Raw genomic sequence first — 25628 nt, forward strand, 5'->3', positions numbered from 1 at the left:
ATCGGCTCAGGGCTTTGGAATATCTCGCCACGAAGTCACTGTGCACGGAAATGGTTGCGGGTCTCAGCCCATGCCCTTTTATGACACTGCGTGAGGTAACGATTTTATCTTGTCATGACAAGGGTACAAACGCCGCAATGTCACGAAGTCGCGCGCATCTGAAACAGCATTTCGTTTGAGGGGTTTCGCGTGGAAAAGGCTTTCGCCAGAGCGGTTTGATACGCAATTTCAATCACCGCCGTAACTTACCTGCGGCAACGCGTCCAGCCCGGCGCTGAGCCAGCCTCAATGGAATCACAGCAAGCACTCTATCTGTTTTAGCGGATGTCTTTATCCCGAAACCGGTTCCCACTTTCGGGAGACATGCTCTAATTTCCGCGTAAACGATCCGTTTCGCGGCGTTCTTTCTTGGTCGGGCGCCCTGCCCCGCTCTCACGCTGCGGCGTTGCGGCCACTGGTGCCATCGCAGTCGCGGATGCCGGTGGCGGCGTAAGATCTTCATAAAGAAGCTGTGCTTCAGGCGCCGGGCCGCGACGTTCACCCGGAGCAAGTATCTTGTAAACGAGGATACGCCGGTCGAGCGTAATGGTCAGCACATCACCCACCTTCACCTGATGAGCGGCGTGGTCGATCTTGTCACGGTTGACCCGGACTTTGCCGCCGACGGCGAGTTTCGCCGCCAGCGATCTTGATTTGACCACGCGCGCAAAGAACAGCCACTTGTCGATTCGCTGTCTTGCGCCCGTTTCTGCAGTCATCTTACTTCTTCATCTGCTCTTTCAGAGCCAGAAGCTTGGCAAAAGGCGAATCGGGATCGATACGCGCAGGCCGTTCCTGCTCCACACGTTTACCGCCCTGATGACCATGATCGCGCTTCTGCTGGCGCTGATTGCCGCCACGGAAATCGCCCTTGGAGCCTTCGCGCTTGCCTTCACCGTCATGACGCTTCTGCTTGTCGAAGCGCTTGCCGCCGCGATCGTTACGCGCCTGCTGGTCTGCGCCGCCTTCGGACTTGCGTGCCTCGCCACCCTGATCACGGTTCTGATGACCGCGATTCTGATTGCCACGATTTTGACGCTGGCGGTTCTGATCCTGATTGCGGTTGCGGCCTTCGAAACGTCCCTGACGCCAAAGAAGAACGGGCTTTGGCTCTTCAGCCACCGGTTCTGCCGTTTCATTCGCCTGGGCGGCTTCAGCGGCTGCAGGAGCGGCTTCTTCCACCTTGGCTTCGGTTTCTGCCTCGGCGGCAACAACCGGTGCCGGTACAGGTTCAGCCGCTGGCACAGCAGGCTTTTCAGCTTCTGCGACTTCTGCGACCGGAGAAACACCCGTTTCCTTGGCTGCAGCTTCCGCTGCAAAGGCATCGAGTTCGGCAAGCTTTACTGCTACGGCAGCCGCGTCCATGGCCTCGTGACGATAGCCGAGGCTCTTCAGGATCTCTTCCATATCATCGGTGGTCGCACCGAGAATGGACATCATGGCCGGTGTAACAATGAAGCGTCCGCCATCATAAGCACCATCTGGACGGGTGCCCGACCCCGGACGCCAGGCAAGTGCCGGGCGAATGAGATCGGCAAGACGTTCCAGAATATCGATGCGCACGGCGCGACGGCCCAACACACGATAGCCTGCCAGACGGTAGAACATCGGATCGAAAGCCGGATCGACCACGACCGAGGTACGGCCCGCAGCCAGCACATTCACGACATCGCCATAACCGGCGCGTTCGCGGCCATCGTTCTTCAAGGCCCATAGCAGCGTAATGAGGCCGGCTGGAGCTGGCTTCAGCAACATGGGCATGAAGACATGATAGGCACCGAAACGCACACCGAGACGGCGAAGCGCCGCGCGCGAATCCTGATCAAGGCCGCGCACTTCCTCTGCCACATCGCGGCGCGGAAGAATGCCAAGATTCTCTACGATCTGGAATGCAAGACCGCGAGTCATGCCCGTCAGGGCATCGGCGGCAGCCAGATCAGTGAGCGGCTTCAAAATGGTTTCGATATGATGAGCGACGAAACGTTCAATGCGCGCGGCAACCTTGTCGCGCGCCGCTCCGGTAAGCTGTTCGTCGGCCAAGATCACCGCACGCGGCTTCAGCAGCTCATCGCCCGCAACCAGCGTTGCGACCGTTGAGCCAACCCAGCGCATAACGCCATCCGAGCCGAGCGCGAAATCGCCATTCGGCGCAGCAGCAAAGCGCTCCGCGCGACGTTCAAACTCGGCGGCCAGCGCCTTTTGTGCAGCCGACTTCACCGCCTTGGCGTCCGGCCCCTCGGCCTGAACGTCAGCGGTAAAACGGAATCCTTCCAGTTGCCCAACATTATGGCCTTCGACAATCACGTCTCCGGCCGGGCTGATTTCTGCTTCAAGCATGGCATTCTCTCTCAGGCGCCTCATAAGCACGCTTGTCCTGCGGTCTACAAAGCGTTTCGTCAACCTTTCATGCAGCGCGTCGGACAATCTGTCCTCAATTTCGCGCGTCTTTTCCTGCCAGTGTGTCGGATCGGCAAGCCATCCCGGCCTGTGCGACACGAAAGTCCAGGTTCGAATTTGCGCCACACGATGCGACAGGGTATCGATTTCCCCCTCTGTGCTATCGGCGCGGCGCAGTTGTTCGCTCATATAATCTTCATCGACGCTCCCTCGGCGGACAAGATCCTGATAGATGGTTGCAATGATATCGGCATGCTGCGCCGGCGCGATCTTGCGATAGTCGGGCAGCGCGCAGGCGTCCCACAAAAGCTCGATCCGTGCCGGTGTCTTTGCGAGCCGCACAATCTCGTCGTCTTTCGACAAATTTTCAAGCGCTTGTTGATCGACGGCTGGCAAAGCTTTGGCCAACCCTTCGACCGGCGCGGGTGTTTCCAGAGAATATCGCAGGGATTCGAGCGATGAAAAGTCGAAACGGGCAGTGCGCCATTGCAGAACTTTCACCGGATCGAAATTATGCGCTTCCACCCGCTCGACCAGTTCTTCGTCGAACGGACGTACCTGCCCGGTCACACCGAATGTGCCGTCACGCAGATGTCGGCCGGCGCGTCCGGCGATCTGCCCCACTTCGGCGGGCGTCAGATCACGGAACTGATAACCGTCAAATTTGCGGTTCTGCGCGAAGGCGACATGATCGACATCGAGATTGAGCCCCATGCCGATGGCATCGGTCGCCACCAGAAAATCGACATCGCCCGACTGGTAAAGCTCGACCTGCGCATTGCGCGTCCGCGGGCTGAGCGCTCCCATCACGACGGCAGCACCGCCGCGCTGGCGGCGGATCAGTTCGGCAATCGCATAAACCTCATCGGCAGAGAAAGCGACAATGGCCGAGCGGTTGGGCAGGCGCGTGCTCTTCTTCGAACCGGCATAGGCCAGATGCGACAGGCGCGGACGCGTCACCACATTGATGCCGCGCAAGAGCTTTTCCAGAATGGTGCGCATGGTGGCGGCGCCGAGCAGGAGCGTTTCCTGGCGCCCGCGCAAATGCAAGATGCGGTCGGTGAAAATATGACCGCGCTCGAGATCACCAGCCAATTGCACTTCATCGATTGCCACGAAAGCCACGTCGGTGCGGCGCGGCATGGCCTCGACCGTGCAGACGGAATAGCGCGCACCGGGCGGCACGATCTTTTCTTCACCCGTCACCAGCGCGACATTAGCCGCACCAACCCGTTCCACGACGCGGCTATAGACCTCGCGCGCCAGGAGGCGCAGCGGCAGGCCGATCATGCCGCTTCCGTGCGACAACATACGTTCAATGGCGAGATGGGTTTTGCCGGTATTGGTCGGCCCTAGCACCGCAGTCACGTCGCGGCCACTCAAGGTCAGCGGCAAATCATGGGCAGGGAGTTGGTTCATGCCAATAATCGGATTCCCGGTACAAGCGCCCGTCACGGGCTGGATGCTGGTTCTTGCGATAGCACTATACGACCTGCACCGAAAGCGCTCCTGTTAAGTTTCAGTATGGACGAGTTGCCAATGTTTCGACGACCGATGTACAGCCGGTCAATAACTTGTCGATTAACAATTGGAACGACTCTGGAACGAATCGGCGACGAATCGCTGACTCCGGAGTCTTCGCCTTTTGTTCACGGCAACATATAGTGATCGTAACACAAAAACCCACCATATAATGAATCGGACGGTCCGCTTTTCTGTATTCTTCTGATGCGAAACGACAAGGCTGTTAACTTTTGGAAAAACCTGTCAACGGGCTGTTTCAACGGCAACGGGATTCTTCAGAAAGTCTTAATGATTACTGATAGTTCGTCTACGTCGAAATCGATGAAAATCCATTTTCCATTAACCTTCAGGCCAAAGCCGGAACGAATCGGCGACGAATCGGTGATCTGCAAAGTTTCTCTATTTGTTCTCACCACATCTGGTAGTCAGTGACCTTGGCACGCCATAGAAAATCAAACCCGAACCGACTTTGACAGCCCCGTCTCCAGTTTCGCGTTAACTTTTCCGGCAATTTCATCATGCCGACGACACTGATTTCAAGCGTCTCATTGCGGAAACAAAAAGGCGGACGGAGCTTATTTCTCCACCCGCCTCAAGGCTTGTTATGGAAGTATCAGTCGCGCTCGACACACAAAGCGACGCCCATGCCACCGCCGATGCACAACGTCGCCAGGCCGCGCTTGGCATCACGGCGCTTCATTTCATAAAGCAGCGTGGTCAGAACACGCGCACCCGATGCGCCGATCGGATGACCGATAGCGATCGCGCCGCCATTCACATTGACGATATCCGCATCGAGACCGAGATCGCGCACGACAGCACAAGACTGCGCAGCAAAGGCTTCATTGGCTTCGACAAGATCAAGATCGCCGACGCTCCAGCCTGCCTTTTCCAGCGCCTTCTTCGTTGCCGGAATCGGGCCTGTGCCCATGATCGAGGGATCGACGCCAGCCGTTGCCCAGGAAACGATGCGCCCAAGCGGCTTCACACCGCGTTGGGCGGCTTCATTCGCATCCATGAGCACAACCGCCGCCGCTCCGTCATTGATGCCGGACGCATTGCCAGCGGTGACCGTACCTTCCTTGTCGAAGGCCGGCCTCAGCTTTGCCAAAGCCTCCATCGTCGTGCCGGGACGGATATATTCATCAGCCGAAACAACGATATCACCCTTGCGGCCCTTCACGGTGAAGGGAACGATTTCATCCTCAAATCTGCCGGCACTCTGTGCCGCCTCTGCCTTCTGCTGCGAGGCCAGTGCGAACTCATCCTGATCGCCGCGGGTCAACTGCCACTGGCGGGCAATATTTTCAGCCGTGATGCCCATGTGGTAACCATTAAAGGCATCGATCAGACCGTCCTTCAGCATGGTATCGACCATCTTGAAGTCGCCCATCTTCACGCCTGACCGCAAATGCGCGCAATGCGGCGCCATGGACATGGATTCCTGACCGCCCGCCACGACGATCCTGGCGTCGCCGGAAAGTATCTGCTGCATGCCGAGCGCAACCGCCCGTAAACCGGAACCGCACAGTTGGTTGATGGAAAACGCAGTCGTCTCCTTGGGGCAACCGGCATCCATCGCGGCCTGCCGCGCGGGATTCTGTCCCTCGCCTGCGGTCAGCACCTGTCCAAGAATAACCTCATCTACATCCGTCGCAGCGACACCGGCACGTTCCAACGCACCTTTGATGACCGTAGCGCCCAGTTCATGCGCCGGGACATTGGCAAATGCACCGTTGAAAGCGCCGACTGCGGTGCGGGCCGCGCTGGCAATGACGATGGCTTTCGGATCGGACATTCTTTCCTCCTTGAAATGTTGCGCAACAGAAAGACCAAAATTCAGGCCTTGGCAAGCTTTGCTGTGCGGCCTCAACCGTCTTCATGAAAATCGATAAAGTGTTTTTCCCGTGACGAGCACCATTGGAGTGTGCATCGCCGGCCATGATCGCTAGATTACATTTAGCTATATATAGGAGATATCCATGCTTTCACTGACGCTCGAACAAGCCAATACGATCATTGCCGGTGCTTTTGCCAAGGCGGGCGAACTGAAACTGAAGCCGCTGGCTGTCTCCGTCTTCGACGCAGGCGGAAATCTCAAGGCGTTTCAGCGCCAGGACGGAACCTCGATCCTTCGCTTCGAGATAGCCTCGGGCAAGGCTTTCGGTGCACTCGCCGTCGGAACGGGCTCGCGCTGGCTGCACAATCAGGCCAAGGACCGTCCCCACTTCCTCGAAGGACTGTCGGGCGTATCGGGCGGCAAGGTCGTGCCGGTGCCGGGCGGCGTTCTGATCAAGGATGCAGGCGGCGAAATCCTCGGTGCGGTCGGCATTTCAGGCGACACTTCGGACAATGACGAAATTGCAGCCATCGCCGGTATCGAAGGCGCAGGCTTTGCATCTGACGCGGGCTGATTTTTGAAACAAGCTCGCGATCAAGGCCGCTTTATGCGGCCTTTTTTTCATGCGCCTTGGCCTGCGACCACACAAAAGAAAACGCCGCTCCCGATAGACGGGAACGGCGTTTTGAAAGCCATCTTTCGGCTGCAATGCAGCGTCAGACTTATTCCTTAGCTTCGAGGACCTGACGGCCGCGATACATACCGCTCTTCAGATCGATATGATGCGGACGACGAAGTTCGCCCGAATTCTTGTCCTCGACATAGGTCGGGGCCTTCAGAGCGTCAGCCGAACGGCGCATACCGCGCTTGGACGGAGACGTTTTTCTTTTAGGTACTGCCATGGATCCAGCTCCACTGATCGGTCAATAAACGTCCGGCACGGCCCCTGTGGAGCCTGTCACAGCGGACAAAATTCCGGAAAGTCACGTGCCTATACACGCTCTCGCTGGCTTTGACCAGTCGGAGTCTGATCTTTTTTTCGTGACGCGTATTTATTGCACGCAAACCACATAGGGCCCCGACCTTGCAGCACGTCCGGCGACGATCCGCGCGATGCGCTGCATATTGCGTGTCGGCTTGGCAGGATTGCGAAGTGCGGGGTTTGGCAACGTGACGGCAAGCAACGCGGATTGCTGGGCGGTGAGTTTAGCGGCCGGACGCTTGAAATAATGCTGGGCTGCGGCCTCAATACCGTAAATGCCTGGCCCCCACTCTGCGATATTGAGATAAATCTCCATTATGCGCCTTTTGGAAAGAATACCGTCAGCAGCCAGCGCCAACGGAAATTCCAGCCCTTTGCGGACATAGGAGCGCCCATTCCAAAGGAAGAGGTTCTTCACAGTCTGCATCGTGATCGTGGAAGCTCCGCGGCTCGGGCCTCCTTCGCCCGTATCATCCAGAACCAGCCCTAGCTGATGCCAATCCACTCCGCCGTGGCTGCAGAACTGGCCATCCTCGGCCATCATCACCGAATTGACGAGAACCGGTGCGATATCGTCGATACTGACCCATCTGCGGTCTACGCCCTGCAACAGAACATAGTCCTTGACCATCAAGGTCGAGATCGGGCGTACGAAGGGCACGGAATACACAAGAAGCAGGAAAATCGGCAATACGGCCAGAATCACCAGGATCTTGAGCGCGAGAGCAATCCGGGCACCCCAAACGGGATCTGCCAGATAATTGCGTCCATCTTTGCTCTTGATGATGATTTTTGCCACTGCCACCGCCTGCTACCTTCCCCCAAGCGACATAAACCATTCCTTAATAAGTTTGAACCGGATTCCATAATCCAACCGGGGAAACAAGTCGAAACGCGCCGTTTCATGACGGTCAAATGAAAAAGCCTGTGCTGATCGTCGTGGCCAGTTGACCAATTCAGCGCTTTCGTCCATCCCCTTTGCCATGGAAAAGCTGTCGACCGATTTCACCGCCATTCTCAACCATCGTGCCATGGAAGTGGAAATGGCACTGACGGGCCTTCTGGATCAGCGTCTGCGGACAGGAGAAATCGCCCGCCCGGAACGGCTGCTCGGCGCCATGCGCCACGGTGTCCTGAACGGCGGCAAGCGCCTCCGGCCTTTTCTGGTCGTCGAGAGCGCCGCGCTGTTCGGCAAAAGCGGTGATGCCGTTCTGCGGGTTGCTGCCGCACTTGAATGCATTCACTGCTATTCTCTCGTTCATGACGATCTGCCTGCCATGGATGACGACGACCTGCGGCGCGGCCAGCCAACAGTGCACAAGGCATTCGATGAAGCCGCCGCCATTCTGGCTGGCGATAGCCTTCTGACCTACGCTTTCGACATCATCTCATCCGATGAGACCGATCTCGATCCGACAATTCGCGTGCAACTCGTTTCCGCGCTGGCCCGCGCATCAGGTCTCGGCGGCATGGCAGGTGGACAGGCTCTCGACCTGATGGCTGAAGCCAGCAAGCCCGACGAAGCCGGTATCATCACGCTGCAGGCGATGAAGACCGGCGCGCTGATCCGCTTTGCCTGCGAGGCAGGAGCGATCATCGCCAATGCCTCCAGCGAAGACCGCGAGCGTATGGCCGAATTCGGTTCCGCCATCGGCCTTGCCTTCCAACTGGCCGACGATCTTCTGGATGTGACCGCCGACGCAGAGGCGATGGGCAAGGCGACCGGCAAGGATGCCGCCGCCGGAAAAGCCACGCTGGTATCACTTCACGGCATCGACTGGACGCGCAAACAACTGTCCGGACTGGTTGCCCAAGCGGAAAGCCTGCTGGCGCCTTTCGGCAAGGATGCGGACATCTTGAAGCAGGCCGCCCGCTTCATCGCCGAACGCCAGAGCTAAAATTTACAGATCGTCCTCGCGTACCTTAATGAGGACCACATCATCAGCTGAAAGCACGCGTCCGTCCTGAGCGCGAACATCGAGCGCCGCTACATCCTCGCCTGAAACGCTGTCGACGAGGCGTGAATGTGTCTCGCCAGACGCAAAGAGGTGCTTTTCACCCCATTGCCGGAGCGACACAATAACGGGTAGCAGATCGCGCCCTTTTGCCGTCAGCCGATACTCCTGATGCGCACCGCCATTGGGATCAGGCACAGATTCCATGATCCCTTCGCCCGTCAGCTTGCGCAGACGTTCCGAGAGAATATTGCGGGCAATTCCCAGATTCTTCTGAAAGGCGCTGAAGCGCGTCACGCCATCAAAAGCCTCGCGCACGATCAGCAGCGACCACCAGTCGCCAATGACATCAAGCGCCCGCGCACTCGGGCAATAGTCGCCTTTCATGCTTTTCTTCCGAACCATTTTCACTCCACCGACTGTAATCTGGTTGCAATATAAAACCTTTTTCGCTACAAGCAAAATGGTTTCATTTTAAAACCATTTTGCAGGAGTTCGTCATGCAACCTTCAACCGACGCGGCAGCAATGCTGTCCGCGAACCCTGATGCACGCCCTTTGCTTTCCTCTGCTACTCTTTTTCTGTTTGCGGCTGCAAGCGGACTAGCGGTAGCCAATGTCTACTTCGCTCACCCGCTACTCGATGTGATGGCCGACGATCTTGGCCTCAAGCGATCAACTGCAGGCCTCATCGTCGCCGCCAGCCAGATCGGCTATGCTCTCGGCCTGATTTTCCTCGTCCCGCTTGGAGACCTGTTCAACCGGCGCAAACTCATCATCACGCATTTCCTTCTGTCGGTCCTGTCCCTGATTGCAATCGGCTTTGCGGCCAATGCCACCGTGCTTCTGATTGCCATGGCCTCTATGGGCCTGCTCGCCGTCGTCACACAGGCGCTTGTTGCCTATGCAGCGAGCCTCGCAGAACCCGCACGACGCGGCCATGTGGTCGGCATCGTAACCAGCGGTATCGTGCTCGGCATATTGCTGGCGCGCGCGATAGCAGGCGCCCTCACCGACATTGCCGGCTGGCGTAGCGTCTATTTCGTTTCCGCCGTTCTTACATTTTTGATCGCGCTCCTGCTCTGGCGCAGCCTCCCCAACCAGAAACGACAGCAGACGAGCGTCAGCTATCCGGCACTCATTTTGTCGCTCGTGACGCTGTTTCGCTCCGAGCCGGTGCTGCGCATTCGCGCCATCATCGCCATGCTGATCTTCGCCAATATCACCACTTTGCTCGCGCCGCTGGTCATGCCGCTCAGCGCTCCGCCCTTCGAACTGAGCCATGCCCAGATCGGTCTGTTCGGCCTAGCAGGTGCAGCCGGAGCGCTCGCCGCATCGCGTGCCGGAAGCGTGGCGGACCGCGGTCATGCCCAGCGCATGACCGGCATAGCACTTGGGCTGATGTTCATTTCTTGGGGTCTGATCGCCCTGCTGGGACACTCACTGCTTTGGTTAATCGCAGGCGTGCTGATACTCGACTTTGGCCTTCAGGCCGTCCACGTCACCAATCAGGCTATGATCTATCGTGTGCGTCCAGACGCGCAGAACCGGCTCACCGCTACCTATATGGTTTTCTATTCCATCGGCAGCGCAAGCGGTTCAGCGCTTTCAACCTGGATCTATGCCCATGCGGGCTGGAATGGCGTGTGCCTGCTCGGCGCAGGCATCAGCCTTGTCACGCTCATCTTCTGGGCAGCAACGTTAAAAACGACGCCAGAAGCCGCGACACGCGCGGTCATCTGTACAGCTTAGTTCTGACCGGAAGCAACCTTCTGCTCAAGCCCGAAGCGGTTTTCGATGTAATCGGCAACCATCTTCTGGAAGTCTTCGGCAATGGCAGGACCGCGCAGCGTCGTCACCTTCTTGCCATCGACAAAAACCGGTGCGGACGGCGTTTCGCCCGTACCGGGAAGAGAAATGCCGATATCGGCATGTTTCGATTCGCCCGGACCATTGACGATGCAGCCCATCACAGCAACCGACAGCGCTTCCACGCCCGGATATTTCTCGCGCCAGACCGGCATGTTGCGACGAATATCGTCCTGAATGGTCTGCGCCAATTCCTGGAACACGGTCGACGTCGTGCGGCCGCAACCGGGGCATGCCGCAACGATAGGGATGAACTGTCGGAAGCCCATGGTCTGGAGCAATTCCTGCGATACCTGCACTTCGCGGGTGCGGTCGCCGCCGGGTTCCGGGGTCAGCGAAATGCGGATCGTGTCACCAATGCCCTGCTGCAGTAGAATGCCCATGGCCGCCGACGAAGCGACAATGCCCTTGGTGCCCATGCCAGCTTCAGTGAGGCCCAGATGCAGCGCATGATTGGAACGCTGTGCCAGCATCGTATAGACGGCGATCAGATCCTGCACCTGGCTGACCTTGGCCGACAGAATGATCTTGTCGCGACCAAGGCCGATCTCTTCGGCAAGATTGGCGGAAATCAGCGCCGACTGCACGATGGCTTCGCGCATGACTTCCTGTGCGCTCAATGGCGCGCCCGCATCCTGATTGCGATCCATCAGCGTGGTCAGCAATTCCTGATCGAGCGACCCCCAATTGACACCGATACGGACAGGCTTGTCGTAGCGGATCGCCATTTCGACAATATCGGCGAACTGCTTGTCCTTCTTGTCCTTGAAGCCGACATTGCCCGGATTGATGCGATATTTTGCAAGCGCTTCCGCACAGGCCGGATGATCGGCGAGCAGCTTGTGACCGATATAATGGAAGTCGCCGACCAGCGGCACATCATGCCCCAGACGCTCCAGCCGTTCGCGGATTTTCGGCACAGCCGCAGCCGATTCATCGCGATCCACCGTGATGCGTACGATTTCCGAACCGGCGCGGTGCAGTGCAGCCACCTGCGCGACCGTGGAATCCACATCCGCCGTGTCCGTGTTGGTCATTGACTGCACCACGACGGGCGCACTGCCGCCGACGATAACGCCACCGACACTGACGCCAACCGATTGGCGGCGAGGAAATGGATGCGAAAAATAGCTGACGGTCTCGGAAGACATTTTGCTCTGTTCTTAACTGTACCTGTTTTCAGGTGACGCAGCGCGACGCGATTGTCAACGTCTGCGTATATCCGGCTTTCGCTTTATATAATCGCTTGCCGACGCAATGTCGCCCTCTCATTATGTCGTGATTGACAAGGAGGAGCCTGCCCATGACCGACGCAACTGCCCGCAAAACCGCAATCGTCACGGGATCAAATTCCGGTATCGGGCTTGGCATAGCCCACGCGCTGGCGGCGGCAGGACACAACGTCGTGATCAACTCATTCACCGACCGTGACGAGGATCACGCGCTCGCGGCCAAGCTCAGCGAAGAACATGGTGTCAGCGTGGTCTATATAGCGGCCGATATGTCGAAGGCCGACCAATGCCGCGAGCTCATCGCAGAAACGGTGAAGCAGTTCGGCCACGTGGACATTCTCGTCAACAATGCCGGTATCCAGCATGTATCTCCGGTCGAAGAGTTTCCACCTGACCAATGGGACCGCATCATCGCAATCAACCTGACATCGGCCTTTCACACCTCTGCTGCCGCGATCCCGCATATGCGTAAGAGCGGCTGGGGCCGCATAATCAATATCGCTTCAGCGCATGGCCTCGTGGCATCGCCGTTCAAGTCGGCATATGTGGCCGCCAAGCACGGCATTGTCGGCTTCACCAAAACGCTGGCGCTGGAACTTGCAACCGCAAAGATCACCGCCAACTCCATCTGCCCCGGCTATGTTCTGACCCCGCTTGTCGAGGCGCAGATACCGGACCAAATGAAGGCCTATCACATGGATCGGGAAACCGTGATCCGCGAAGTGATGCTGGACAAACAGCCGACAAAGGAATTCGTCACCACCGCACAGATTGGCGCTGTTGCAGCTTTCCTGGCAAGCGATGCGGCAGCGCAGATTAACGGCGCTGCCATTCCTGTCGATGGCGGCTGGACGGCAGAGTAGCGCATCCCGAAAAGCGGGAACCGGTTTTCGAGATGCGCGTCATAAGAAAGTTCAGTGCTTATGGTCGGCGTAACGCGCCAGACTTGAGAAAGCCAGCACGACTAGAAGCAAGATCGGAAGCGCCAGAAACACCACGCCAAAGCCGCTATGCTTGGCAACGAAACCGATCAGCGACGGTGCCACCAACATGCCGGAATAGCCAAGCGTCGTCGCGATGGACAGGCCGACACTCGGATTGACGCCCGGCATATTGCCAGCCATCGAGAAGGCTATCGGCACCATGTTGGAAATGCCGATCCCGCAGATCGCGAAGCCGATAATCGCCGTGGTTGAGCTGTTTCCGAAACCGACGATCAGCATGCCGATGATGGCAATGACCGTGCAGGCGCGCAGGGTTTTAACCGCACCGAACCGGTCGCGAACCAGATCGCCCGCAAAACGCATGATGGCCATCGAACCTGAAAAAGCCGCAAAACCGAAGCCCGCCACCGTGACGGAGGCGCCGAGATCCTGGCGCATGTGATAAGCGCCCCAATCGAGAATCGCCCCTTCCGGCACCATGGAAAACAGCGCCATGACACCGACAAGCCAGGGCAGAGGATTGCGTGGCAAGGTGAGCTTCTGCTTTTCGCCGCTTGGATGATGATGCGCCGTGTCCGGGATGATCGAGGGCCAGGCGATGGCGATCAGGATAGCAGCGACAATCGTCGTGACCAGCGCATGAACCGTCGACCCGAATTGCGCGATGAGAAAGCCGCCCGTGGCAGCGCCGATCAGGCCGCCAAGGCTCCAGAAAGCATGGCAGGATGACATGATCGCCCGGCGCATCTTTTTCTCGACAGCGACCGCATTGGCGTTCATGGAGACATCCATCGCAGCCATGGTTCCGCCGAAATAGAACATCACGATCACAGCCGTGATCACATTCGGTACCAGTGCGATGACCAGCAGCGCCGGAATGAAGGCAAGCGCAAAAATGCGCACCACCATGCCCGAACCGCGATGCGCCGAAAGGGCACCTGCGACCGGCATCATGGCCAGGGAACCAAGGCCGAAGACGAGGATCATCAGCCCCATTCCGGCGCTATCAAGCCCGAGACGCTCCGCAAATTCCGGGATCTTTGGAGCCCAGCCGCCGAAAATATAGCCGTTCATCAGAAAGAGGAGCGCAACCGCAATCCGCTCTCTGGTTACAATCGGCGCACGCGCAGGCGCCGCATCTTCGCGTCCGGAAACCTGTTCCATCTATCCCTCAGTTGCGGTCCGCTGCCGCCCGTAAAATCTTCATACCCGATGCCACATAGGGCGCAAGTGCTGCTTCATCCGCATCATATTCGACAGCCATGACACCGACATCGTCCAGAGGAACGACATCGTGAGCGGCAACCGTACCAAGCTTGTCGCTCGTAATGGCGAGCGCCACTATCCGGCTGCGTCCGCCAATCACCCGTTTGAATTCCGCATCGTCCAGATGCAGCGCCGTCACGCCGATTTCGGCAGCAATACCGCACGCACCCAAAACGCAAAGATCAGGACGCAACAGCTCGGCGTCGCGCAACGCGCGTACGCCCACTGCGGCGCTGACCCGCCGGTCGATTGGGCCGCCGATCATGATCAGCTCGATCTCCGGCGATCCCATGAGAATTGCAGCAATGGACGGCGTATTGGTGACGATGGTGATAGCTTCGCCGCGTTTAACCAGAAGCCGCGCCAGCGCCGTGTTCACCGAAGACGCATCGAGAAACACCGTCATGCCTGGCTCGACCAGTCCCGCCAGAACTGCTGCCAGTGCGGCCTTCGCCTGTGGTCGCTCGGAATCCCGTTCGGCAAGCGGAGAAGGTTCAGGCACCGCACGCAACGCACCGCCATAGACACGCCTGCAAAGCCCCGCCGCCGCCATCTCGCGCAGATCACGCCGGATCGTATCCTCGGACACGCCGAAACTTTCCGCCAGCTCGGTCGCCAGCACGCGACCCGACTGTTGCAGCAGTTCCTGAATGCGCGCCTGTCTTTCGTGAAGCAGAAGCTCTGTCACCGTCACCTCTTTTAACATGCACAATCATGCATAAATCGGCACAAACATGCATATCAGATTTTGGGAGCGCTGCAAGCGTAAACAAAAGCCGCGCCGTTTTACCGGCGCGGCATTAACGTTTCTGATGCTTTTAACGATTGCGAAAGCGACAGTTACGGCCTGATGAGCCGCGCTACGCTCCCCTCATCCTGAGCCTGTCGAAGGACGAGGGCAGGCGTTGTGCATTTCCCTCGCCCTTCGAGACGCCGTTTTCAACGGCTCCTCAGGATGAGGGAAAAGGAGACCTGGAACGCGATCAGAAGATCGATCCGCTTCGGCTAAAGCCCATAACTATTCCGAATAGACGACAAGCAAATCCTTCGCATCGATCTGCTCACCGGGGCGCACCAGCACTTCCGCGATAGTACCATCGCGTTCAGCATGGATAGCGGTTTCCATCTTCATCGCTTCGATGGAAAGCAGAACGTCGCCCTGAGAAATCTTTTGGCCAGTTGCAACGGCAACCGTGGAGACGACGCCCGGCATCGGCGCACCGACCTGTTTGTCGTTTCCGGCTTCCACCTTGCGACGGACACCGCCGGAAGCGCCCTTGGCACGGTTCGGCACCTTGATGCGGCGTGGCTGGCCATTCAACTCGAAGAACACCGTCACCATGCCCTTCTCGTCGGTCTCGCTCATCGCCTGATTGACGATCACCAGCGTCTTGCCGCGTTCCAGATCGACGAAGACTTCTTCTTCCGGCTTCAAGCCGTAGAAATAAACCGGCGTCGGTAGAACGCTTGTTGGGCCATAGGTTTCCTGCGCGGAAGCATAATCGGTGAAGACCTTCGGATACATCAGCGCCGATGCGAATTCCTGATCGGAAATCTTGCGATCGACCGTTTCCTCGAACCCTTCACGCTCGGCGTTCAGATCGGCAGGTTCCAGCAGGGCGCCGGGACGCACGGTAAACGGCTCGTCGCCCTTCAGAATTTTCTTCTGCAGCGCCTTCGGCCATCCCGAGGGCGGCTGGCCAAGATCGCCGCGCATCATCGACACCACGGAATCCGGGAAAGCAATATCCTTTGCCGGGTTTTCGACGTCATGGACGGTCAGGTCCTGACTGACCATCATCAGCGCCATATCGCCCACAACCTTGGAGGATGGCGTGACCTTGACGATATCACCGAACATGCGGTTCACATCGGCATAGGCCTGCGCCACTTCATGCCAGCGGGTTTCCAGTCCCAGAGAGCGGGCCTGCTCCTTCAGATTGGTGAACTGGCCACCCGGCATTTCATGCAAGTAAACTTCCGAAGCTGGTCCCTTGAGGTCGCTTTCGAAGGCCGCATACTGGTTGCGCACGGCCTCCCAATAGAAGGAGATGCGGCGGATCGAATCCGGATCAAGCCCCGGATCGCGCTCGGCCCCATGCAACGCCTCGACGATGGAACCGAGGCAAGGCTGCGATGTGTTGCCGGACAGCGCATCCATCGCCGCATCCACCACATCCACGCCTGCATCAATAGCGGCAAGCACAGTTGCCGCCGAAATGCCCGACGTATCATGCGTATGGAAATGGATCGGCAGATCGGTTTCCTCGCGCAGCGCCTTGAACAGGACGCGGGCAGCGGCAGGCTTCAGCAAGCCCGCCATATCCTTGACCGCAATGATATGCGCGCCTGCCTTTTCAACGTCCTTCGCCAGATTAACGTAATATTTGAGATCATATTTGGCGCGTTCCGGGTTCAGAATATCACCGGTGTAGCAGATCGCCGCTTCACAGAGCTTGTTTTCCTCCAGCACCGCATCCATCGATACGCGCATGTTTTCGACCCAGTTGAGACTGTCGAAAACACGGAACAGATCGATGCCGCCGCGTGCTGCCTCGCGCACGAAATATTTTACGACATTGTCGGGATAGGATTTGTAACCGACACCGTTCGCACCGCGCAAAAGCATTTGCAAAAGAAGGTTCGGCGCGGCTTCACGCACCAGTGCCAGACGCTCCCACGGGTCTTCGGTGAGGAAGCGCATCGAAACGTCGAAGGTCGCGCCACCCCAGCATTCCAGCGAAAACAGGTTCGGCAGTGCCTGCGCGTAGGAATTGGCGATGCGAGCGATGTCGTAAGTACGCATACGCGTCGCCAGAAGCGACTGATGGCCGTCACGCATGGTCGTATCGGTAATCAGCGCACGCTTTTCGTTGCGCACCCATTCCGCGAATTTCTTCGGCCCAAGCTGGTCCAGACGCTGCCTGGTGCCATCGACGACCGGCTTATCGCCGAACCACGGCACACGCGGCTTGGCGGCATCCTTAGCCGGCTTTGCACGCCCCTTGGTCTCTGGATGACCGTTGACCGTCACATCGGCGATATAGGTGAGAAGCTTGGTGGCACGATCCTGCCGCTTGACCTGTTCGAACAATTCCGGCGTCGTGTCGATGAAGCGGGTCGTGTAGTCGTTAGCCTGAAACTTCGGATGATTGATGATCGCTTCGAGGAAGGTCAGGTTCGTCGCCACACCACGGATACGGAATTCGCGCAGGGCGCGATCCATACGGCGAATGGCTTCCAGAGGCGTTGCGCCTGAAGCGGTCACCTTGACGAGCAGCGGATCGTAATAGCGGGTGATGAACGCGCCTGAATAGGCCGTGCCGCCATCAAGACGGATGCCGAAGCCCGATGCCGAGCGATAGGCCTGAATGCGTCCGTAGTCGGGAATGAAGTTCTGTTCGGGGTCTTCCGTGGTAATACGGCACTGAAGCGCATGGCCGTTGAGGCGAATATCTTCCTGGCGCGGCACCCCCGATTCGGGCGTGCCGATGGCAAAACCTTCGAGAATATGGATCTGCGCCTTGACGATATCGATGCCGGTCACCTGTTCGGTAACCGTGTGCTCGACCTGAATGCGCGGGTTGACCTCGATGAAATAGAATTTGCCGCTATCGGCGTCCATCAGGAACTCGACGGTACCAGCGCCGATATAGTCGGTGGCATGGGCGATCTTCAGACCATAATCCGCAAGCTCCTGACGCTGTCCGTCGTTGAGATAAGGCGCTGGTGCCCGCTCCACGACTTTCTGGTTGCGTCGCTGGATCGAGCAGTCACGCTCGAAAAGATGAACCGCATTGCCTTGGCCATCACCCAATATCTGCACTTCGACATGGCGCGCGCGTTCAATGAGCTTTTCGAGATAAACTTCATCCTTGCCGAATGCAGCCTTGGCCTCGCGCTTGGCTTCCGTCACTTCGCGAGCGAGATCAGCCTCGGCGCGGATGGCGCGCATACCGCGACCGCCACCGCCCCAGCTCGCCTTCAGCATCAGCGGATAGCCGATTTCTGCCGCAAGCTTCTTCACTTCCTCCATATCGTCAGGAAGCGGGTCAGTGGCCGGAACCACCGGCACGCCGATTTCAATGGCAAGATTGCGGGCCGCAACCTTGTTGCCGAGGCGGCGCATGGTCTCCGGCTTCGGACCGATGAAGATGATATCGTTCTCGGCACAAGCCTCGGCAAATTCCGGGCTTTCCGACAAAAGCCCGTAGCCGGGATGGATCGCATCGGCACCCGAAAGCTTGGCGACGCGCATAATCTCATCGATGGAAAGATAGCTTTCAATGGGGCCGAGATCGCGATCCAGATGTGGGCCGCGACCGACCTGATAGCTTTCATCGGCCTTGAAGCGATGCAGGGAAAGTTTGTCTTCCTCAGCCCATATGGCCACCGTTTTGAGCCCCAGCTCATTGGCGGCGCGGAATACGCGGATTGCGATCTCGGATCGGTTAGCGACCAGAATTTTCCGGATAGGCTTTGGGGCGAAAGACAAGGCAGATCTCCCTAACTGCTATGACAAAGGCGCCATTGCTTAACCTGCAATAGACACAAGCGCAAACAAACTGTGCAACCGGGAGATAAAAACAAAATGCCCGGCTAAACGCCGGGCAGATTGCTGAATTTTGTAGCATTTTATGCTAATATATGAGGCACAAGAGCGGTTCCTATTATGAAGCAATCGATGGAACCGTTCTATGCATTTGCTTTTACGCATTATCCGACGCAAAACCGCTTCGCACTTTTGCTGGAAATGCTCTATTACTTCTGGAAGTAATTATACTTGCCGTCTTCACCCTTGCGCCATTCGAACATGACGTATGGCGAAAGACTCGGATCCCCCTTCGCATCGAAGGAGATGTCGCCGAGCACGGTCTTGAACGGACCCTTTTCCTTCATCGCAGTCGCAACTTCCTGCGGATCGTTGCTGCCAGAAGCATTGGCGGCATTCACCAGAGACTGCACACCGGCATAGGCGTAGAAGGTGTAGGCTTCCGGTTCAAAGCCCTTGTCGCGGAATGCCTTGATGAGTTCGGCATTGGCCTTGTCGTCACGTGGATCCGGACCGAAGGTATTCATGACGCCGCCCACGGCATCTCCGGCAATCGAAGCGAGTTCGTTGGACACGATACCATCGCCCGAAATGAACTGAGCCTTGAGGCCCTGATCAGCCATCTGACGGATAAGCAGGCCTGCTTCCGGATGCATGCCGCCCCAATAAACGGCAGTGATGCCAGCGGCTTTCATCTTGGAAATGAGCGCAGAGAAATCCTTGTCGCCCTGGTTCACACCTTCGTAGAGCGCTTCCTTCATGCCGTTATCGTTGAGCGACTTCTTGGTTTCGTCGGCAAGGCCCTGACCGTAAGGGGTCTTATCGTGAAGGATGGCGACTTTACCGTCCTTGTAATTATCAGCCATATATTTGCCGGCAACGATGCCCTGCTGATCATCACGACGGCAGGTACGGAAGGTGTTCCACAGTTCCCGCTCGGTGAAAGTCGGGTTGGTCGTGCCCGGCGCGATCATCAACACGCCATTTTCAGCGTAGATGTCCGAAGTCGGAATGCTGACGCCGGAATTGAAGTGGCCGATCACGAACTGGACGCCATCGCCCACGAACTTGTTTGCAACAGAAATGCCCTGCTTCGGATCGGCAGCGTCATCGCCATAGACGATGGTGATCTGCTCGCCATTCATGCCACCCTTGGCATTGGCTTCTGCGACTGCCGCTTCGACACCGCGCTTGATCTGCTCGCCGAAAGCTGCCTGGCTGCCGGTCAACGGTGCACCGACGCCGAGCTGGATGTCGGCAAAGGATACGCCGCCCATCGCAACCAGTGCGGAAAGGCAAACACCGCAGAATAAGGATTTCTTCATTTCAGTCGCTCCCACTAAACGCAGCCGAAAACTTGAAACGGTTTCGGAATACGCATCAAAATAATCCTTCCGAGCGGTAATCTGACCGGATCAGATGACCGCCATTCTTGCAGGTTTGAACGGCAACGCTAAAGCTGCCGCACGAAAACCTGCCGACATTCGAGTGGGAGATCGCGTCAGCCTCAGAAACGCAATTCGGGCTTGAAACTACCCCGCGTTGAAACCGGTCCTCCCACCAGAACGCGAGACCAGACATAGAGAATCGCCCTACATCTAGCCATCGAACTAGATACAATCACTTTGAATATCGAAGTAAAGTAATGATTTCGTCTAAGTCCTGCTTTTTTCGCATGACTTTATGCGAATTGGAAGCGTTGAAGCGAAAATGCCCGGCTTGAAGCCGGGCATTTCCTTTATTCGTGAAAGAATAGGATCGAAACTTACTGCTGAATGTAAGTAAATTTCCCGTCGGCACCCTTTTCCCACTTGTACATGACATAGCCAGGAAGCTTCGGATCGCCCTTTTCATCATAGGAGAGGTCGCCGAGCACGGTCTTGAACGGACCCTTTTCCTTGAGCGCCTTGGCAATTTCCTGCGGATCGTTGCTGCCGGCAGCCTTTGCGGCCTGGGCCAGCGACTGAACGGCGGCATAGGAATAAAGCGTGTAGGCTTCCGGCTCGAAACCGGCATCGCGGAACTTCTTCACCAGATCGGCATTGTTCGGGTTGTTGCGCGGATCAGGACCGAAGGTGTTCAGCGTACCTTCGACAGCCGGACCTGCAATCGATGCCAATTCGTTCGACACGATGCCATCGCCCGAAATGAACTGGGCTTTCAGACCCTGATCGGCCATCTGACGAATGATGAGACCGGCTTCCGGATGCAGACCGCCCCAGTAAACCACATTCACGCCAGCCTGCTTGAGCTTGGCGATCAGAGCGGAGAAGTCCTTTTCACCAACGTTCACGCCTTCATAGACGGCTTCCTTGGTGCCAAGTTCGTTGAGCTTCTTCTTGGTTTCGTCGGCAAGGCCCTGACCGTAAGGGGTCTTGTCGTGAATGACAGCGATCTTCGAGTCCTTGAAATGGTCGAAGATGTACTGACCGGCAACGATGCCCTGCTGGTCATCACGGCCGCAGGTGCGGAACGTGTTCCAGAGCTGGCGCTCGGTGTAGACCGGGTTGGTCGCAGCAGGCGAGATTTCGAGAATGCCGTTTTCGGCATAGACTTCCGAAGCCGGGATCGAAACGCCGGAGTTGAAGTGACCGATGACATACTTTACGCCGTCGGCAGCAAACTTGTTGGCAACGGAAATGCCCTGCTTCGGATCCGAAACGTCATCGCCGAGCGAGATCGAAATTTTCTCGCCATTGATGCCGCCCGCATCGTTGACTTCCTTGATCGCGGCTTCCGCGCCCTTCTGGATCTGCGCGCCGTAAACGGCGTTCGGACCTGTCAAAGGTGCACCGATACCCAGAACTACATCAGCCCAAGCCGAGCCCCCGAAAGCCATAACTGCTGCAAGAGCAACGCCTGCGAAAAGCGATTTCTTCATTGTTGGAACTCCCATCATTGTATTTACCCCGAAACGATGTTTTGCATCGCCTTATTTTCTTGCTGATTACTCAGCAATATCTACGCTGAATCTTATTACTGTCAACGTGATCTTGTAAAAAAGCTTCGCCGCATGACGGCGAAGCTTTAAAATTATTTTGCCTTCCAGCTCAGAGGCGAAGCCTTTTCATAAAGCCAGCTATATTGCCTCACCATTTGCTTGGTGCGGGTGAAGCGGAAGCCGACCGTACCGATGATCATCAGCACGATCAAATCAACCACATAGTAGTGGAACGAAAGAAGCGTTCCCTCAAACAGCGCATAGTGGATGAAGCGCACCGCAGCTCCCAACGGGATCAGATAGAGCAGAAGCTGCGGATAGGTGCGCCACGTCGACGCACAGGCACGCCCCGTCATCCAGGCAGCCCAGCCGCCCAGCAGACAGGTGATGAGGAAAAACAACCAGAATGACGGTTCTTCGTAGAGAATACCCTGCATGATTTCCTCCTAGAGCATTTCCAGCAAAAGTGCGAAGCGGTTTTGCGTCCGGAAATGCGTCGTATCAAAGAGATAGCACAAGACTGACGATTGCATGACAGGATCCCTCTAGTGCCTTCCGCCTTCGAGATAGGCAGCGCGGACTTCCGGATCGGCCAACAATTCGCGGCCAGCGCCGCTCATGGTGATCGAGCCGTTGACCATCACATAGCCGCGGTCTGCGAGCTTCAACGCACCGAATGCGTTCTGCTCGACGAGAAACACCGTCAACCCCTGTGTGCGGTTCAGTTCCTTGATCGCCTCGAAAATCTGCTTCACGATCAGCGGTGCCAGACCGAGCGACGGTTCATCCAGAAGCAGGAGCTTCGGACGCGCCATCAGCGCGCGGGCGATAGCCAGCATCTGCTGTTCGCCGCCCGAAAGCGTGCCGCCACGCTGGTTGATGCGTTCCTTCAGGCGCGGGAACAGGTCGAACATCAGCTTTACGTCTTCTTCGAAATATTGCTGATGATCGAGGCTTGCACCCATCTGGAGATTTTCCAGAACCGTCATGCGCGGAAAGATACGACGACCTTCCGGCGACTGCGCGATGCGCAGCTTGGCAATCTCGTGCGGCGGCATGGAAGTGATATCCTCGCCGTTGAAGAGAATGCGGCCGGTACGCGCCTTCGGCGAACCGAAGATCGTCATCATGAGTGTCGACTTGCCGGCACCGTTGGCACCGATCAGCGCCACGATCTCACCCTCGTCCACCGTCAGGTCGATGCCCTTGAGGGCGCAAATATTGCCGTAATAGGTCTCGACCTTTTCGACGGCGAGAAGCGGTTGCTTTTTCTGCATGGTTTCAGCCTGCATCATTCGCCTCCCTTCTTAGGCTTGGCCGGAGCTTTTGTGGGCGCTTTTGCCGAAGCTTTCGTCGGCGCTTTGGCGCTTTTGGAGGCACCAGTCTTGGCGGCCCCGCTCTTGGCAGCCTTTACGGGAGCAGTCTTATGACTCGTCGGAACATCACCCGCTTCAACGCGTTCGGAAAACTCGGTCGCCTGACCGGCGGCGAGTTGCCTGGCCTGCCCGACCCAGTCTTCGCGAGCGATGCGCCCGTCGAATTCCAGATAGGTTTCAGCTTCCACAATATCCGCTTCGCTCCAGGCGGCGATCTGGTCGAAATGAAAGATACCGTGTTCGTGGAGCTTCTTTTCGTTGACCGCGCCAATGCCCTTGATGAGGGTCAGATTGTCGGCCTTGCCGCCGCGTGCCGACGACAGACCACCTGCGAGGGAAGCACGTCCGGACGGTACTTCGCCCTTCTCTTCAGCGATTTCTTCCTCAATGGCTTCCTCGGCAAGCTGCGCCGCGACCAGATGCGCCGGATCGACGCCCGGCTTGTCCGCCTCTTCGATCAGTTCGGCGATTTCCTCGTCATCCACGCCAAGATAAGCGGCGATAACACGCGGATCGTTCTTGACCTCTTCCGGCGCGCCGTCGGAAATCTTGGTGCCGTATTCCAGTACGATCACATGATCGGAGATTTCCATAACCACCGACATGTCGTGTTCGATCAGCAGGATCGACGTGCCGGTTTCCTTGCGGATATCGAGCAGGAGCTTGTTGAGCTCTGCCGATTCACGCGGATTGAGACCGGCAGCCGGTTCGTCGAGGCAGAGGATTTCCGGCTCGGTGCACATCGCGCGGGCGATTTCCAGACGGCGCTGATCGCCATAGGGCAGATCGCCCGCCGGATCGTCCGCACGACCGATCAGGTTGATTTTCTCCAGCCAGTAACGCGCTTTTTCGACAGCATCCTTCGCCGCCGACTTGTAGCCGGGCAGACCGAGAAGACCGAGGATCGTATAGCCCGAGGAACGCATCAGCGTATTGTGCTGCGCGACCAAAAGATTTTCCAGAACCGTGAGGCCCGAGAACAGGCGAATGTTCTGGAAGGTGCGCGCCACCCTTGCCTGCTTGGTGATCCGGAAATCGGGCAGGCGCTCCAGCAGGAACTTTTCGCCGGTTTTCCGGTTCATCGTCAGCATGCCACCCGTCGGCTTGTAGAAGCCGGTGATGCAGTTGAAGACCGTAGTCTTGCCTGCACCATTCGGGCCGATGATCGCCGTGATATCCCCACGCTTCACATTGAAGCTCAGATCGTTGATGGCGACGAGACCGCCGAAGCGCATCGAGAGATGCTCGACCTGAAGGATGGTGTCTTTTTCAGTGTTGCCCAATTCGGTTTTATCAGGCGCAGTGCCAGACATAGTGCTTATCTCCGCCATCAGCCGTGCCCTTCCTTGGTAAAGGCACCCGACACCATCTTCTTCTCATGCAGGAACGCACTCGGTTCTCGACTTCCCACGAAACCACGCGGCTTCCAGACCATGACGACAACCATGGCGAGACCGAAGATCAGCATACGATAGAGTTCCGGTGTGAAATCCGGGCCGAAAATAGCCTTCAGGAAGCTCATTTCACGCAGGATTTCCGTGCCGCCGATCATAGCGATCGCGGCAATCGCGATACCCACGAGCGAGCCCATGCCACCCAGAACAACGATGGCGAGAATGACGGCAGATTCGAGGAACACGAAGGATTCCGGGCTGACGAAGCCCTGGCGTGCGGCAAAGAAGGAACCTGCAAAACCACCGAACATCGCACCCGTGGCGAAGGCCGTGAGCTTGGTCGTGGTGGTGTTGATGCCGAGCGAACGGCAGGCAATTTCATCTTCGCGCAACGCTTCCCATGCACGGCCAACCGGCATGCGGCGCAGACGGATGGTGACCCAGGCCGTCAGCAGAGCAAGCAGAAGAATCACGTAATAGAGGAAGAACTTGTAGTGGGCCGCCGAGAAGGTGAGGCCGAAATGGGCTGCAAAACCGTCCTTGCTGGCATTGAAAGGCAGACCGAAGAAGGTTGCCTTGGCAATGCCGGAAACGCCGAAGGTGCCGCGGGTGACATCGGTCCAGTTGATGAGAACCAGACGGATGATTTCACCGAAGGCCAGCGTCACAATGGCAAGATAGTCACCGCGCAGGCGCAGGACCGGGAAGCCCAGAATGACGCCCCAGGTGGCGGCGAGAAGACCGGCAATCGGCAGCAGCATCCAGAAGGAAAGACCGAAATAGGTGGATAGCAGCGCGTAGGAATAGGCTCCAACGGCGTAGAATGCGACGTAACCCAGATCGAGAAGACCGGCGAGGCCCACCACGATATTGAGACCCCAGGCCAGCATCACATAGATGAGGATCTGAACGCCGAAATTATCGACCCATTTGAGCGATCCCTGCCAGCCGAGAAAGCCGACAATCAGAAGCGGATAGATGAAGAGGAACACCACCCCGAGACGCGAGAAGTTGCGGCGCACGAAAGACGGGCTTTCGACCGCAACGGTCGGCTGCTTGCTCTTGGCAAGCTTGCGTGCCTCCAGCCAGGGCTGGGCGAAAGCAACGAACAGGAAGCGGCCAACGGCGGCCAGCACGACGATGACGGCCAGCGCGCCCCAGCGCTGTTGCAGCACCAGTTCGTTGTTGATGTTCTGATCGGTCTTGAAACCGATGATGAGGCAGAAGAGACCCAGTGCCAGAAGACCGGCGAAGAACCCTTCACGAATGGCCCGGCCAAAAAGGGAATCCGGGCGTGAACTCGACTGTGCAGCCATGA

Annotated in this window: 20 protein-coding genes; 4 read left to right on the plus strand and 16 right to left on the minus strand. The window is 57.5% G+C overall.

Annotation, left to right across the window (positions count from 1 at the left end):
* Positions 1–368 precede the first annotated feature (368 nt).
* The 3 genes from FIB18_RS17860 to FIB18_RS17870 form a co-directional block, all read right to left on the minus strand.
* On the minus strand, positions 369–758 hold the full coding sequence (locus tag FIB18_RS17860; protein WP_140021984.1) for an RNA-binding S4 domain-containing protein: 390 nt from the start codon (positions 756–758) through the stop codon (positions 369–371).
* A gap of 1 nt (position 759) precedes the next feature.
* A complete protein-coding gene (locus FIB18_RS17865) occupies positions 760–3855 on the minus strand; it encodes a helicase-related protein (RefSeq protein ID WP_140021985.1) in 3096 nt (1031 codons plus the stop codon).
* Positions 3856–4573: 718 nt separating this feature from the next.
* Positions 4574–5758 carry an acetyl-CoA C-acetyltransferase gene (locus FIB18_RS17870; RefSeq protein ID WP_140021986.1) on the minus strand — a complete coding sequence of 395 codons (1185 nt, stop codon included), beginning with the start codon at positions 5756–5758 and terminating at the stop codon, positions 4574–4576.
* Between the two features lie 184 nt (positions 5759–5942).
* Here FIB18_RS17870 and FIB18_RS17875 point away from each other — a divergent pair, with 184 nt between their 5' ends.
* Positions 5943–6374 (plus strand): GlcG/HbpS family heme-binding protein, encoded by a 432-nt coding sequence (locus FIB18_RS17875; RefSeq protein ID WP_140021987.1) that lies wholly within the window; start codon positions 5943–5945, stop codon positions 6372–6374.
* Positions 6375–6522: 148 nt separating this feature from the next.
* Here the strand turns inward: FIB18_RS17875 and rpmF are convergent, their stop codons facing one another.
* The gene (gene rpmF, locus FIB18_RS17880; RefSeq protein WP_006467787.1) at positions 6523–6702 is read right to left on the minus strand and encodes a 50S ribosomal protein L32; all 180 of its coding nucleotides are present in this window, start codon (positions 6700–6702) and stop codon (positions 6523–6525) included.
* Positions 6703–6852: 150 nt separating this feature from the next.
* Complete coding sequence (mtgA, locus tag FIB18_RS17885) at positions 6853–7581, minus strand: monofunctional biosynthetic peptidoglycan transglycosylase (RefSeq protein WP_174977450.1); 729 nt, start codon at positions 7579–7581, stop codon at positions 6853–6855.
* 184 nt (positions 7582–7765) lie between these two features.
* Here mtgA and FIB18_RS17890 point away from each other — a divergent pair, with 184 nt between their 5' ends.
* Positions 7766–8680: a polyprenyl synthetase family protein gene (locus FIB18_RS17890; RefSeq protein ID WP_140022065.1), complete on the plus strand. Its 915-nt coding sequence runs from the start codon at positions 7766–7768 to the stop codon at positions 8678–8680.
* Positions 8681–8683: 3 nt separating this feature from the next.
* On the opposite strand, the gene FIB18_RS17895 is transcribed toward FIB18_RS17890, so the two are convergent.
* Complete coding sequence (locus FIB18_RS17895) at positions 8684–9142, minus strand: winged helix-turn-helix transcriptional regulator (RefSeq protein ID WP_140021989.1); 459 nt, start codon at positions 9140–9142, stop codon at positions 8684–8686.
* Positions 9143–9237: 95 nt separating this feature from the next.
* Between FIB18_RS17895 and FIB18_RS17900 the strand changes: the two genes are divergently transcribed.
* Positions 9238–10488, plus strand: coding sequence for an MFS transporter (locus FIB18_RS17900; protein WP_140021990.1), 1251 nt, complete (start codon positions 9238–9240; stop codon positions 10486–10488).
* Here FIB18_RS17900 and ispG read toward each other — a convergent pair.
* Positions 10485–11756, minus strand: coding sequence for a flavodoxin-dependent (E)-4-hydroxy-3-methylbut-2-enyl-diphosphate synthase (gene ispG, locus FIB18_RS17905; RefSeq protein ID WP_109989018.1), 1272 nt, complete (start codon positions 11754–11756; stop codon positions 10485–10487). The genes FIB18_RS17900 and ispG overlap by 4 nt on opposite strands.
* 152 nt (positions 11757–11908) lie before the next feature.
* Here ispG and FIB18_RS17910 point away from each other — a divergent pair, with 152 nt between their 5' ends.
* Positions 11909–12700 (plus strand): 3-hydroxybutyrate dehydrogenase, encoded by a 792-nt coding sequence (locus FIB18_RS17910; RefSeq protein WP_140021991.1) that lies wholly within the window; start codon positions 11909–11911, stop codon positions 12698–12700.
* Positions 12701–12751: 51 nt separating this feature from the next.
* Here the strand turns inward: FIB18_RS17910 and FIB18_RS17915 are convergent, their stop codons facing one another.
* The 9 genes from FIB18_RS17915 to livM all read right to left on the minus strand — a co-directional run bounded on the left by FIB18_RS17915 (position 12752) and on the right by livM (position 25626).
* Positions 12752–13945, minus strand: a complete 1194-nt coding sequence (locus FIB18_RS17915; RefSeq protein ID WP_140021992.1) for an MFS transporter — start codon at positions 13943–13945, stop codon at positions 12752–12754.
* A gap of 7 nt (positions 13946–13952) precedes the next feature.
* Positions 13953–14753: a DeoR/GlpR family DNA-binding transcription regulator gene (locus FIB18_RS17920; protein WP_140021993.1), complete on the minus strand. Its 801-nt coding sequence runs from the start codon at positions 14751–14753 to the stop codon at positions 13953–13955.
* 312 nt (positions 14754–15065) lie between these two features.
* Entirely contained in the window at positions 15066–18542 is a 3477-nt protein-coding gene (gene pyc / locus FIB18_RS17925) for a pyruvate carboxylase (RefSeq protein WP_140021994.1), read from the minus strand.
* Positions 18543–18808: 266 nt separating this feature from the next.
* Positions 18809–19924, minus strand: coding sequence for a branched-chain amino acid ABC transporter substrate-binding protein (locus FIB18_RS17930; protein WP_140021995.1), 1116 nt, complete (start codon positions 19922–19924; stop codon positions 18809–18811).
* 440 nt (positions 19925–20364) lie between these two features.
* Positions 20365–21480: a branched-chain amino acid ABC transporter substrate-binding protein gene (locus tag FIB18_RS17935; protein ID WP_140021996.1), complete on the minus strand. Its 1116-nt coding sequence runs from the start codon at positions 21478–21480 to the stop codon at positions 20365–20367.
* Positions 21481–21632: 152 nt separating this feature from the next.
* A complete protein-coding gene (locus FIB18_RS17940; RefSeq protein ID WP_140021997.1) occupies positions 21633–21977 on the minus strand; it encodes a DUF6867 family protein in 345 nt (114 codons plus the stop codon).
* Between the two features lie 108 nt (positions 21978–22085).
* Entirely contained in the window at positions 22086–22832 is a 747-nt protein-coding gene (locus tag FIB18_RS17945) for an ABC transporter ATP-binding protein (protein ID WP_140022066.1), read from the minus strand.
* Positions 22832–24247, minus strand: coding sequence for an ATP-binding cassette domain-containing protein (locus FIB18_RS17950; RefSeq protein WP_407921867.1), 1416 nt, complete (start codon positions 24245–24247; stop codon positions 22832–22834). Before FIB18_RS17950 ends, FIB18_RS17945 begins: the two co-directional genes overlap by 1 nt.
* Complete coding sequence (livM, locus tag FIB18_RS17955) at positions 24247–25626, minus strand: high-affinity branched-chain amino acid ABC transporter permease LivM (RefSeq protein ID WP_140021999.1); 1380 nt, start codon at positions 25624–25626, stop codon at positions 24247–24249. The genes FIB18_RS17950 and livM overlap by 1 nt, the downstream gene beginning before the upstream one ends.
* Positions 25627–25628: the final 2 nt, after the last annotated feature.

This window comes from Brucella pecoris, assembly GCF_006376675.1.
GTDB classification, from domain to species: domain Bacteria; phylum Pseudomonadota; class Alphaproteobacteria; order Rhizobiales; family Rhizobiaceae; genus Brucella; species Brucella pecoris.

Bases quoted from the DNA above. Each gene is read 5' to 3' on its own strand.
- FIB18_RS17860 (WP_140021984.1), bottom strand. From the start codon at position 758: ATGACTGCAGAAACGGGCGCAAGACAGCGAATCGACAAGTGGCTGTTC.
- FIB18_RS17900 (WP_140021990.1), top strand. From the start codon at position 9,238: ATGCAACCTTCAACCGACGCGGCAGCAATGCTGTCCGCGAACCCTGAT.
- FIB18_RS17935 (WP_140021996.1), bottom strand. From the start codon at position 21,480: ATGAAGAAATCGCTTTTCGCAGGCGTTGCTCTTGCAGCAGTTATGGCT.
- FIB18_RS17930 (WP_140021995.1), bottom strand. From the start codon at position 19,924: ATGAAGAAATCCTTATTCTGCGGTGTTTGCCTTTCCGCACTGGTTGCG.
- FIB18_RS17920 (WP_140021993.1), bottom strand. From the start codon at position 14,753: ATGTTAAAAGAGGTGACGGTGACAGAGCTTCTGCTTCACGAAAGACAG.
- FIB18_RS17910 (WP_140021991.1), top strand. From the start codon at position 11,909: ATGACCGACGCAACTGCCCGCAAAACCGCAATCGTCACGGGATCAAAT.
- ispG (WP_109989018.1), bottom strand. From the start codon at position 11,756: ATGTCTTCCGAGACCGTCAGCTATTTTTCGCATCCATTTCCTCGCCGC.
- FIB18_RS17865 (WP_140021985.1), bottom strand. From the start codon at position 3,855: ATGAACCAACTCCCTGCCCATGATTTGCCGCTGACCTTGAGTGGCCGC.
- FIB18_RS17915 (WP_140021992.1), bottom strand. From the start codon at position 13,945: ATGGAACAGGTTTCCGGACGCGAAGATGCGGCGCCTGCGCGTGCGCCG.
- FIB18_RS17890 (WP_140022065.1), top strand. From the start codon at position 7,766: ATGGAAAAGCTGTCGACCGATTTCACCGCCATTCTCAACCATCGTGCC.
- FIB18_RS17950 (WP_407921867.1), bottom strand. From the start codon at position 24,247: ATGGCGGAGATAAGCACTATGTCTGGCACTGCGCCTGATAAAACCGAA.
- FIB18_RS17940 (WP_140021997.1), bottom strand. From the start codon at position 21,977: ATGCAGGGTATTCTCTACGAAGAACCGTCATTCTGGTTGTTTTTCCTC.
- FIB18_RS17870 (WP_140021986.1), bottom strand. From the start codon at position 5,758: ATGTCCGATCCGAAAGCCATCGTCATTGCCAGCGCGGCCCGCACCGCA.
- FIB18_RS17945 (WP_140022066.1), bottom strand. From the start codon at position 22,832: ATGCAGGCTGAAACCATGCAGAAAAAGCAACCGCTTCTCGCCGTCGAA.
- livM (WP_140021999.1), bottom strand. From the start codon at position 25,626: ATGGCTGCACAGTCGAGTTCACGCCCGGATTCCCTTTTTGGCCGGGCC.
- FIB18_RS17875 (WP_140021987.1), top strand. From the start codon at position 5,943: ATGCTTTCACTGACGCTCGAACAAGCCAATACGATCATTGCCGGTGCT.
- FIB18_RS17895 (WP_140021989.1), bottom strand. From the start codon at position 9,142: ATGGTTCGGAAGAAAAGCATGAAAGGCGACTATTGCCCGAGTGCGCGG.
- rpmF (WP_006467787.1), bottom strand. From the start codon at position 6,702: ATGGCAGTACCTAAAAGAAAAACGTCTCCGTCCAAGCGCGGTATGCGC.